General features: G+C 58.4%; 10 protein-coding genes. 5 read left to right on the top strand and 5 right to left on the bottom strand.

Annotation, left to right across the window (positions count from 1 at the left end):
* Positions 1-122: 122 nt before the first annotated feature.
* Positions 123-437, top strand: coding sequence for a tetratricopeptide repeat protein (locus ACW9HW_RS02745; protein ID WP_457398137.1), 315 nt, complete (start codon positions 123-125; stop codon positions 435-437).
* On the opposite strand, the gene ACW9HW_RS02740 is transcribed toward ACW9HW_RS02745, so the two are convergent.
* The 3 genes from ACW9HW_RS02740 to tag form a co-directional block, all read right to left on the bottom strand.
* Positions 438-677 (bottom strand): PilZ domain-containing protein, encoded by a 240-nt coding sequence (locus tag ACW9HW_RS02740; protein WP_457398132.1) that lies wholly within the window; start codon positions 675-677, stop codon positions 438-440.
* A gap of 72 nt (positions 678-749) precedes the next feature.
* Positions 750-1,637 (bottom strand): lysophospholipid acyltransferase, encoded by an 888-nt coding sequence (locus ACW9HW_RS02735; RefSeq protein ID WP_095194519.1) that lies wholly within the window; start codon positions 1,635-1,637, stop codon positions 750-752.
* 40 nt (positions 1,638-1,677) lie between these two features.
* Positions 1,678-2,235: a DNA-3-methyladenine glycosylase I gene (tag, locus tag ACW9HW_RS02730; RefSeq protein WP_095194520.1), complete on the bottom strand. Its 558-nt coding sequence runs from the start codon at positions 2,233-2,235 to the stop codon at positions 1,678-1,680.
* Between the two features lie 81 nt (positions 2,236-2,316).
* On the opposite strand from tag, the gene glyQ reads away from it, so the two are divergent.
* The 4 genes from glyQ to ACW9HW_RS02710 all read left to right on the top strand — a co-directional run bounded on the left by glyQ (position 2,317) and on the right by ACW9HW_RS02710 (position 6,707).
* Positions 2,317-3,270, top strand: coding sequence for a glycine--tRNA ligase subunit alpha (glyQ, locus tag ACW9HW_RS02725; protein ID WP_003213601.1), 954 nt, complete (start codon positions 2,317-2,319; stop codon positions 3,268-3,270).
* Positions 3,267-5,321, top strand: coding sequence for a glycine--tRNA ligase subunit beta (gene glyS / locus ACW9HW_RS02720; protein ID WP_095194521.1), 2,055 nt, complete (start codon positions 3,267-3,269; stop codon positions 5,319-5,321). The genes glyQ and glyS overlap by 4 nt, the downstream gene beginning before the upstream one ends.
* 6 nt (positions 5,322-5,327) lie before the next feature.
* Positions 5,328-5,861, top strand: a complete 534-nt coding sequence (gene gmhB, locus ACW9HW_RS02715) for a D-glycero-beta-D-manno-heptose 1,7-bisphosphate 7-phosphatase (RefSeq protein WP_095194522.1) — start codon at positions 5,328-5,330, stop codon at positions 5,859-5,861.
* Positions 5,862-5,927: 66 nt separating this feature from the next.
* Complete coding sequence (locus ACW9HW_RS02710) at positions 5,928-6,707, top strand: lysophospholipid acyltransferase family protein (RefSeq protein ID WP_095194523.1); 780 nt, start codon at positions 5,928-5,930, stop codon at positions 6,705-6,707.
* Positions 6,708-6,982: 275 nt separating this feature from the next.
* Here ACW9HW_RS02710 and gyrB read toward each other — a convergent pair whose 3' ends face one another.
* On the bottom strand, positions 6,983-9,400 hold the full coding sequence (gene gyrB / locus ACW9HW_RS02705) for a DNA topoisomerase (ATP-hydrolyzing) subunit B (protein ID WP_095194652.1): 2,418 nt from the start codon (positions 9,398-9,400) through the stop codon (positions 6,983-6,985).
* A 5-nt stretch (positions 9,401-9,405) separates the two neighbouring features.
* A complete protein-coding gene (gene recF, locus ACW9HW_RS02700; protein ID WP_095194524.1) occupies positions 9,406-10,509 on the bottom strand; it encodes a DNA replication/repair protein RecF in 1,104 nt (367 codons plus the stop codon).
* Positions 10,510-10,517: the final 8 nt, after the last annotated feature.

Here is a 10,517-nt window from a genome sequence, read left to right as displayed (position 1 = left end):
GGTTTTCGGCTGTACACAACATTTGTGGTCACTGAAGATCAACTGTGGGAGCGAGCCTGCTCGCGAAGGCGGCCTCACCGAAATCAGATCCTTTCCTGATACACCCGAATAAGGAATCCACCATGATCGAATCCCTGGAAAAAATGCTCGCCAAGGGTGTGGATAACTCATTGCTGCGCTTCGGCCTGGGCAAGGGTTATCTGGATCTGGGGGAGAACGCCAAGGCTGTGGAACATTTTCAGCGCTGCGTCGAGATCGATCCTAAGTATTCTGCCGCCTGGAAGCTATTGGGCAAGGCCCATCTGGCGCTGGCGGATTATGCCGCTGCGCGTCAGGCCTGGGAGAAAGGTCTGGAAGCCGCTCGAAACCACGGCGACAAGCAGGCCGAGAAGGAGATGACGGTGTTTTTGAAGAAGCTCGATCGTCAAGCGCCCTGATCAGAGGTAGCGCAGGCCAATACCCTCGGCATCGACTTGCACCACTTCCATGCGCACCCGCGGAGCACCTGTGGGTAAGTCCTGGACTTGCCCGTAAACCACTGCGCCTCTAGGCAGCGTCGACAATACCGAATGCTTGACGTAGACCCCCGTGGTCGACAGGTTGCGCGTCTGGCCCAGGCATTCGCCGAAGCTTTCGTGAGTAATCTTGATGCGAAATGATTTGCGTTGTTCGGACATCTTCTGCGCCCTTGAATGAACGGTTGTGGATAACCCAGACATCAAGGTTATCCACAGATCGTGCCAACCGACTCAGTACCAGCGCTCCTCACCCGGAGGACGCTTCTTGAAGCGCTTCATGCTCCACATGTATTGGCTCGGATACGCCCGCACATAGCGCTCTACCACCTGACTCATCGCGGCACAGGACGTTGCGGTATCGGTGCTGTACATGGCCTCTGGCGCAGCTTCCAGGATCACCTTGTAGCCCGAACCGTCCGGTAGCCGCAGCGCATGCAGGAACACACCGACCGCTTTGCCGCCGGCGAGCATGTTCGGTACGAACTTGCTGGTCAGTGCCTGAGTGGCGAAGAACGGCACGAAAATCCCGGCGGATTCAGCCGGTTCCGGGTCAGCGGGAATGCCCACTGCACCACCTTTGCGCACTTCCTTGATGACGCTGAGGATGCCTTCCTTGGTGGACGCGGCCACCTTGTTGCCCAGTTGTACGCGCTGCTTTTGCAGCAATTCATCCACCGCCTTCAATTTTGGCGGGCGGTAGAAAATGATGGGTTTGCACTGGCTGCAATAGAAATGGTTGAGCACTTCCCAGTTGCCCAGGTGACTGGTGATGCCAACGACGCCTTTGCCGGAGGCTAGGGCGTCCTTTAACACGTCGAGGCCTTCGACTTCGCGCACCAGGTCGATGGAACGCTGGGCCGGCCAAATCCAGGCGCAGGCGCTTTCAGTCAGGGACTTGCCGATATCTTTCAGGCTCTGGCCGACCAGACGCTCGCGTTCGGCGGGGTCCATGTCCGGAAAGCATTTGGAGAGGTTGATCCGCACCACGTCGCGGGAGCGGTTGGGGGTTTTCCACATCACCCAGCCAATCGCCGAGCCGACAGCCTGCACTGCCCGCCAAGGGAGCAGGGCAAACAGCCGCAGAGCGCCTACCAGCAAGGCGCCTTTAAACTTATCCACAGGTCACTCCTGATCTTGTGCTGTGCGCGAGGCGGCTATTCTAACCGCCGTTGGCCAGCATCGCGTAGCGATCGCAATCCTGCGTGTGATCCATGACCATGCCCGAAGCCTGCATCAACGCATAACAAATGGTTGGCCCTACGAAGGTGAAGCCGGCTTTTTTCAAGCCTTTGCTCATCTCCACCGCCTCTGGCGTGACAGCCGGCACTTCGCTGCGATCCTTGAAATGATTGATCTTCGGCACATCCCCGACAAAGGACCAGAGAAACGCCACCGGGTCTTCCAGCGCCAGCCAGGCCTGGGCATTGCGCCGGGCCGCGTTGAGCTTGAGGCGGTTGCGGATGATGCCCGGGTCGAGCATCAATTCATCGATTTCCGCGTCGCTCATCTGTGCCACGCGCTGCACATCGAAGCCGTACATCACCTGGCGATAATGCTCGCGTTTGCGCAACACGGTGATCCAGGAAAGGCCGGCCTGGAACCCTTCGAGCAAAAGCAACTCGAACAAACCCTGCGCATCGCGTAGCGGCGTGCCCCACTCCTGATCGTGATAAGCCATGTACAGCGGATCTTCGGAACACCAAAAGCAGCGTGGCATAAGGCTCCAGGGGGCGTGCGCAGCAATGAATCGGGTATACTCCCGCTCTTTAAATCGCAGCCCAAGAAACAGGTGAATTTCGTGAGCCAGCCTACGCCAGCCGTGCGTACCTTCCAAGACTTGATCCTCGCCCTCCAGCAATACTGGGCCGAGCAAGGTTGTGTGGTACTTCAGCCCTACGATATGGAAGTAGGCGCCGGCACTTTCCACACCGCTACATTCCTGCGCGCCATTGGCCCGGAAACCTGGAACGCCGCCTACGTGCAGCCAAGCCGTCGCCCGACTGACGGCCGCTACGGCGAAAACCCGAACCGTCTGCAGCACTACTACCAGTTCCAGGTTGTCCTGAAGCCGAACCCGGACAACTTCCAGGAACTGTACCTGGGTTCCCTCAAGCACGTGGGCCTGGACCCATTGGTGCATGACATCCGCTTCGTCGAAGACAACTGGGAATCGCCGACCCTCGGCGCCTGGGGTCTGGGCTGGGAAGTCTGGCTCAACGGCATGGAAGTGACCCAGTTCACTTACTTCCAGCAAGCGGGCGGCATCGAGTGCTATCCGGTAACCGGCGAGATCACTTACGGTCTGGAACGCCTGGCCATGTACCTGCAAGGCGTGGACTCGGTCTACGACCTGGTCTGGGCTGACGGTCCATTCGGCAAGGTGACCTACGGCGATGTGTTCCACCAGAACGAAGTGGAGCAGTCGACCTACAACTTCGAGCACGCCAACGTCGAGAAGCTGTTCGAACTGTTCGATTTCTATGAAAGCGAAGCCAAGCGCCTGATCGAACTCGACCAGCCGCTGCCGTTGCCGAGCTACGAAATGGTGTTGAAGGCTTCCCATACTTTCAACCTGCTGGATGCGCGCCGGGCGATTTCCGTGACTGCGCGTCAACAATACATCCTGCGTGTTCGCACCCTGGCGCGTTCCGTTGCGCAAGCCTACCTGCTGGCGCGCGCCAAGCTGGGCTTCCCGATGGCGACCCCGGACCTGCGTGACGAAGTACTGGCCAAGCTGGAGGCTGCACAATGAGTGCTCTGGATTTTCTGGTTGAATTGGGCACTGAAGAACTGCCACCCAAAGCCCTGAACACCCTGGCCGAGGCGTTCCTTGCCGGTATCGATAAGGGCCTGCAAGCCGCCGGCCTGAACTACGAGACCAAAACCGTTTACGCGGCGCCACGTCGCCTGGCCGTGCTGATCACCTCGCTGGCCACCGAACAGCCGGATCGCAGCATCAACCTGGATGGCCCGCCACGCCAGGCCGCCTTCGATGCCGAAGGCAATCCGACTCAAGCGGCACTGGGCTTTGCCAAGAAGTGCGGCGTCGACCTGAGCGAAATCGATCAGAGCGGCCCGAAACTGCGCTACAGCCAAAGCATCGCCGGCAAGCCGACCGCGAGCCTGCTGCCGACCATCGTCGAAGATTCGCTGAACGACCTGCCGATTCCCAAGCGCATGCGCTGGGGCGCGCGCAAGGAAGAATTCGTTCGCCCGACCCAATGGCTGGTGATGCTGCTCGGTGACCAGGTCATCGATTGCACCATTCTCGCCCAGAAGGCCGGTCGCGACTCCCGTGGTCACCGCTTCCACCACCCGGAAAGCGTGCGTATCGGTTCGCCGTCCAGCTACCTGGCCGATCTGCGTGCCGCTTACGTGTTGGCCGATGCCAACGAGCGTCGCGAGATCATCAGCAAGCGCACCGAAGAGCTGGCAACCCGCCAGGAAGGCACCGCCATCGTGCCACCGGACCTGCTCGACGAAGTGACCGCGCTGGTCGAGTGGCCGGTGCCGCTGGTGTGCTCGTTCGAAGAACGCTTCCTCGATGTACCGCAAGAAGCCCTGATCACCACCATGCAGGACAACCAGAAGTACTTCTGCCTGCTGGATGTCGACGGCAAGTTGCTGCCACGTTTCATTACCGTGGCCAACATCGAGAGCAAGGACCCGCAGCAGATCATCGCCGGTAACGAGAAAGTGGTTCGCCCACGCCTGACCGACGCCGAGTTCTTCTTCAAGCAAGACAAGAAGCAGAAACTCGAAGACTTCAACCAGCGCCTGCAAAACGTGGTGTTCCAGGAAAAACTCGGCAGCGTCTATGACAAGGCCGAACGTGTTTCCAAACTCGCCGCTTACATTGCCGCGCGCATTGGCGGTAACGCTTCCTGGGCTGCTCGTGCAGGCTTGCTGTCCAAGTGCGACCTGGCGACCGAAATGGTCGGCGAGTTCCCGGAAATGCAAGGTGTCGCCGGCTACTACTACGCCCTCAACGATGGCGAGCCGGAAGATGTCGCACTGGCCCTGAACGAGCAGTACATGCCGCGCGGTGCCGGCGCTGAACTGCCGTCCACCCTGACCGGTGCGGCCGTGGCCATCGCCGACAAGCTCGATACACTGGTCGGCATCTTCGGCATCGGCATGCTGCCTACCGGCAGTAAAGACCCATACGCCCTGCGCCGTGCCGCACTTGGTGTGCTGCGCATCCTGATCGAGAAACAACTGGATCTGGATCTGAACGATGCCGTGGCTTTCGCTGTGAATGCATTTGGCGCCAAGGTCAAGGCAGCCGGCCTCAACGACGCGGTGCTGGAGTTCATCTTCGACCGCCTGCGTGCGCGTTACGAAGACGAAGGTGTTGATGTCGCGACCTACCTGTCGGTACGCGCCCTGAAGCCGGGTTCGGCCCTGGACTTCGACCAGCGCGTGCAAGCGGTGGAGGCGTTCCGCAAATTGCCGGAAGCCGCAGCCCTGGCGGCCGTGAACAAGCGTGTGTCGAACCTGCTGAGCAAGGTCGAAGGCTCCGTGCCGACGGTCGTGGAAGCCAAGTACTTCGACAATGCCAACGAGTTCTCCCTGTACTCGGCGATCCAGCAGGCAGACCAGGCTGTTCAGCCAATGGCCGCGGCACGTCAGTACAGCGAGTCGCTGGCACGTCTGGCCGCCCTGCGTGAACCGGTGGATGCGTTCTTCGAAGCGGTGATGGTCAACGCTGAGGATGCCAAGGTCCGCGCCAACCGCTATGCGCTGCTGGCGCGTCTGCGTGGCTTGTTCCTCGGCGTCGCCGATATTTCGTTGCTGGGGTAAGTCTGTTTGAAACTGCTGATTCTCGATCGGGACGGAGTGATCAATTATGACTCCGACGCTTACATCAAGTCGGTGGAGGAGTGGATTCCACTTCCCGGTTCGATCGAAGCCATCGCGCAGTTGAGCAAGGCCGGCTGGACGGTAGCGGTCGCTACCAACCAGTCGGGCATCGCTCGCGGCTATTACGACATCGCCACCCTGGACGCCATGCACGAGCGCTTGCGCTCGCTGGTGGCGCAGCAGGGTGGTGAAGTCGGGCTGATCGTCTATTGCCCGCACGGGCCGGACGACGGTTGCGATTGCCGCAAGCCAAAACCCGGAATGTTGAAAAACATCGCCGCACATTACAACGTGTCGCTGACTGATCTATGGTTCGTCGGCGATAGTCTCGGTGACCTGGAAGCCGCCAAAGCCGTCGATTCTCAGCCAGTTTTGGTAAAGACCGGGAAAGGCGAAAAGACTTTGGGCAAGACCCTACCGGCAGGCACATTGATTTTCGATGATCTGGCGGCGATTGCCGCAGAACTTATCCACAATTAGAGCGCTTTCGACAGTTCGGGAGTGCGCTTGAACAGTCGGGCAGTGCCCGTAACGGTAAACGTCGCCATGTCGATACTGCAGGCCATCAGAACCTTCCTCTTTTACCTGCTGCTGGGCACCAGCTCTTTGCTGTGGTGCAGCCTGAGCTTTTTTATCGCGCCCTTTCTCCCGTTCAAGGCGCGCTATCGCTTCATCAATGTGTACTGGTGCCGCTGCGCCTTGTGGCTGAGCAAGGTGTTCCTCGGTATCCGCTACGAAGTGAAGGGCGCCGAGAACGTGCCTGACCGGCCCTGCGTGATTCAATCGAATCACCAGAGCACTTGGGAAACGTTCTTTCTCTCGGCGTATTTCGAACCGTTGAGCCAGGTGCTCAAACGTGAGTTGTTGTATGTGCCGTTCTTTGGCTGGGCCATGGCCATGCTGCGTCCGATCGCCATCGACCGTGACAATCCGAAAGCCGCACTCAAGCACGTGGCGAAGAAGGGCGACGAGCTGCTCAAGGACAACGTCTGGGTGCTGATCTTCCCCGAAGGCACGCGCGTTCCTTACGGCACTATCGGCAAGTTCTCCCGGGGCGGGACTGCGCTGGCGGTCAATGCAGAGTTGCCCGTGCTGCCGATTGCGCACAATGCCGGGAAGTTCTGGCCCAAGACCGGTTGGGCAAAGAAGCAGGGTGTGATTACCGTGATCATTGGCGCACCGATGTTTGCCGAAGGCAGCGGACCGCGCGCCATTGCCGATTTGAACGACCGGGTCCAGGCCTGGAACGAGCAGATGCAACGGGAAATGGGCTCGCTCCCACCGACGCCGCAAGCTCCGGTTTCCAACGATCAGGTGGCCGTTTGAGTTTCTGTGGATAACCTGTGTACCGTTTTTGAGAAAAATGCTGTATCTCAATCATAAATTATTGATTTATATACATATTTCATAAACCGATAAATTTCCGAAAAACGTGCATAAGTTTTTTTCGGGCGCAAAAAAACCGGCTGATATAGCCGGTTTTTTTATACCTGTGCTCAGACCGTTTCCATCGCGAAGTGCAAACCAGATTGCGACCTTGCACACAATAAAAAAGGCCAACGCTTGAACGTTGGCCTTTTTTATTTGGCGGGCAATCTGAATCAGAAGTCCAGGTTGGAAACCGCCAGGGCGTTGCTTTCGATGAAGTCACGGCGAGGTTCGACCGCATCCCCCATGAGGGTGTTGAAGATCTGGTCGGCGCCAATGGCGTCTTCGATGGTCACTTTGAGCATCCGGCGAACGCTTGGGTCCATGGTGGTTTCCCACAGCTGGTCCGGGTTCATCTCACCCAGTCCTTTGTATCGCTGGATGGTGTGGCGCTTGGTGCTTTCTGCCATCAGCCAGTCAAGGGCTTCCTTGAACTCGGTGACCGCCTTCTTGCGCTCGCCACGCTGGATGTACGCGCCGTCGTCCAGCAGGGTGCTCAACTGAGCCCCGAGGGAAACAACGGTTTTGTAGTCATTGCTGCCGAAGAAGTCGCGGTTGAACGTGACGTAGTTCGACAGGCCGTGGGAGATCAGTTCGACCTCTGGCAGCCAGACATTACGTTCGCGGTCTTCACGCAGGCTCGCCTTGTACACCAGGCCCGACTTCTCGACGGTGCGCAGACGGACTTCGTACTGGGCCAGCCAATCCTGCATCGCTGCGTGATCGGACAGCTGCTCCAGGCTGACGGCCGGCAGGTAGATGAAGTGCTCGGTCAGTTCCTGTGGGTACAGGCGTGACAGGCGCTTGAGGGTCTTCATCACCAGACGGAAGTCATTCACCAGGCGCTCAAGGGCTTCACCGGAAATACCCGGTGCATCTTCGTTCAGGTGCAGGCTTGCATCTTCCAGGGCCGACTGCGTCATGTACTCTTCCATGGCGTCGTCGTCTTTGATGTATTGCTCTTGCTTGCCTTTCTTGACCTTATACAGCGGTGGCTGAGCGATATAGATGTAGCCACGCTCGATCAGCTCAGGCAGCTGACGGAAGAAGAAGGTCAGCAGCAGGGTACGGATGTGCGAACCGTCGACGTCAGCATCGGTCATGATGATGATGTTGTGATAACGCAGCTTATCGATGTTGTACTCTTCGCGACCGATGCCACAGCCCAGCGCTGTGATCAAGGTGCCCACTTCCTGGGAAGAGATCATCTTGTCGAAACGCGCCTTCTCGACGTTCAGGATTTTACCCTTGAGCGGCAGAATCGCCTGAGTCTTACGGTTACGACCCTGCTTGGCGGAACCGCCAGCAGAGTCACCTTCCACGAGGTACAGTTCGGAAAGGGCAGGGTCCTTTTCCTGGCAGTCAGCCAGTTTGCCCGGCAGGCCGGCGATGTCCAGGGCGCCTTTGCGGCGGGTCATCTCACGTGCCTTGCGCGCCGCTTCACGGGCACGAGCAGCGTCGATCATCTTGCCGACGACCAGCTTGGCTTCGTTCGGGTTTTCCAGCAGGAAGTCGGAGAAGTACTTACCCATTTCCTGTTCGACCGCGGTCTTCACTTCAGAAGACACCAGCTTGTCTTTGGTCTGGGAGCTGAACTTCGGATCCGGCACCTTCACCGAAATGATCGCTGTCAGGCCTTCACGGGCATCGTCACCGGTGGTCGCGACCTTGTGCTTCTTCGCCAGGCCTTCGGCTTCGATGTAGGTGTTCAGGTTACGCGTCAGCGCGGAACGGAAACCCACCAGGTGAGTACCGCCATCGCGCTGAGGAATGTTGTTGGTGAAGCACAACAGGTTCTCGTTGAAGCTGTCGTTCCACTGCAGGGCGATTTCCACGCCGATGCCGTCTTCACGCTGGATGTTGAAGTGGAACACCTGGTTGACCGGGGTCTTGTTGGTGTTCAGGTATTCAACGAATGCACGCAGGCCGCCTTCGTATTTGAACAGTTCTTCCTTGCCGCTGCGCTCGTCCTTGAGGACGATGCCGACACCGGAGTTGAGGAAGGACAGTTCACGAATCCGCTTGGCCAGGATGTCCCAGCTGAAGTGGATGTTCTTGAAGGTTTCGCTGGAAGCCTTGAAGTGAATCTGGGTACCGGTGGTTTCGCTGTCGCCGACAATTTTCATCGGCTCCTGCGGAACACCGTGCACGTAGGTCTGCTCCCAGATCTTGCCGCTACGGCGAACGGTCAGGACCAGCTCCTCAGACAGGGCGTTCACCACCGACACACCTACACCGTGCAGGCCGCCGGAAACCTTGTAGGAGTTGTCGTCGAACTTACCGCCGGCGTGCAGCACGGTCATGATGACCTCGGCTGCCGATACGCCTTCTTCTTTGTGCACGTCTACCGGGATACCACGGCCGTTGTCGCGAACGGTGATGGATTCATCCGGGTGGATGATGATGCTGATGTCGTCGCAATGGCCGGCCAGCGCTTCGTCGATCGAGTTATCAACCACCTCGAACACCATGTGGTGCAGACCGCTACCATCATCGGTGTCGCCAATGTACATACCGGGACGTTTGCGTACGGCATCCAGGCCTTTCAGCACTTTAATGCTCGTTGAGTCGTACGTATTTTCTTCGCTCAATGCCTTCACTCCCGATGGTCGTGGGTCTGGGTGATACGGCCCTGTTCCACGTGGAACAGAGCGACTGGCGTTTCCGTCTGCCAGCCTTCCCTCAATAATTCGTGATCTACACAGGTGATAAACACCTGGCAGCGTAAGTCTTCCAACAAGCGGCAAAGCGCGCGACGGTGGTGCTCGTCCAGTTCGGACGGCAGGTCATCCACCAGATAAATACACTGACCGCGGCGGATCTGGCTGACCAGATGCCCTTGAGCAATCCGTAATGCGCAAACCACCAACTTCTGCTGTCCGCGAGACAAGATGTCCGCGGCATTATGTGCGCCTAATCTGAGACGCAAATCTGCGCGTTGCGGTCCGGCTTGGGTATGCCCCATCTGCTGATCCCGTTGAAGGGAACCGGCGAGCACAGCGCTCAGCTCACGGTCCTTGTCCCAACCTCGGTAATAGCTGAGCGTCAAGCCCTCGAGCTCAACCAGTTCGCTCAAGGTCTGTTCAAAGACTGGCTTCAAGGCTTTGATATAAGCGCGGCGGTATTCATCAATTTCAGCGCTGGCCTGGCACAGTTCCCTGTCCCAAACCGCTTGCGAAACGGCGTCAAGTGTACCATGCCGCAGCCAAGAGTTTCTCTGGCGCAGGGCCTTCTGCAAACGCTGCCAGGTGGACATGAACCGTGGTTCCACGTGGAACACACCCCAGTCGAGGAACTGTCGGCGAATCTTCGGTGCACCTTCGAGCAGGCGAAAACTGTCGGGGTTGATCAACTGCAGGGGCAGGATTTCGGCCAGCTGCGCAGCACTGCGAGCGTTTTGCCCGTCGATACGGATCTGGAACTCCCCCTGGCGGTCACGCGATATACCGAGGGCGCTATGTCCACCTTCAGCCAGCTCAACCTGGCCGAACACTGTGCATGCCAATTGCTCGTACTGAATGACCGGTAACAGACGGGTGCTGCGAAACGAACGGGCAAGCCCCAGCAGGTGGATGGCTTCCAGAACACTGGTTTTGCCGCTGCCGTTGGCGCCGTAAAGAATATTGATTCTGGGGGAGGGGGAGAAGGTCACCGGGTGCAGATTGCGCACCGCGGTGACCGAGACGCGACTTAAGGACATCTAGCTTC

The sequence above is a fragment of the Pseudomonas sp. SDO5532_S415 genome, from assembly GCF_054071155.1.
This window is presented reverse-complemented; position numbering and strand designations above follow the sequence as displayed.

Excerpts from the sequence above, each read along its gene's own strand:
- ACW9HW_RS02745 (WP_457398137.1), top strand. The coding sequence starts at position 123 with ATGATCGAATCCCTGGAAAAAATGCTCGCCAAGGGTGTGGATAACTCA.
- ACW9HW_RS02740 (WP_457398132.1), bottom strand. The coding sequence starts at position 677 with ATGTCCGAACAACGCAAATCATTTCGCATCAAGATTACTCACGAAAGC.
- tag (WP_095194520.1), bottom strand. The coding sequence starts at position 2,235 with ATGCCACGCTGCTTTTGGTGTTCCGAAGATCCGCTGTACATGGCTTAT.
- glyS (WP_095194521.1), top strand. The coding sequence starts at position 3,267 with ATGAGTGCTCTGGATTTTCTGGTTGAATTGGGCACTGAAGAACTGCCA.
- ACW9HW_RS02710 (WP_095194523.1), top strand. The coding sequence starts at position 5,928 with ATGTCGATACTGCAGGCCATCAGAACCTTCCTCTTTTACCTGCTGCTG.
- recF (WP_095194524.1), bottom strand. The coding sequence starts at position 10,509 with ATGTCCTTAAGTCGCGTCTCGGTCACCGCGGTGCGCAATCTGCACCCG.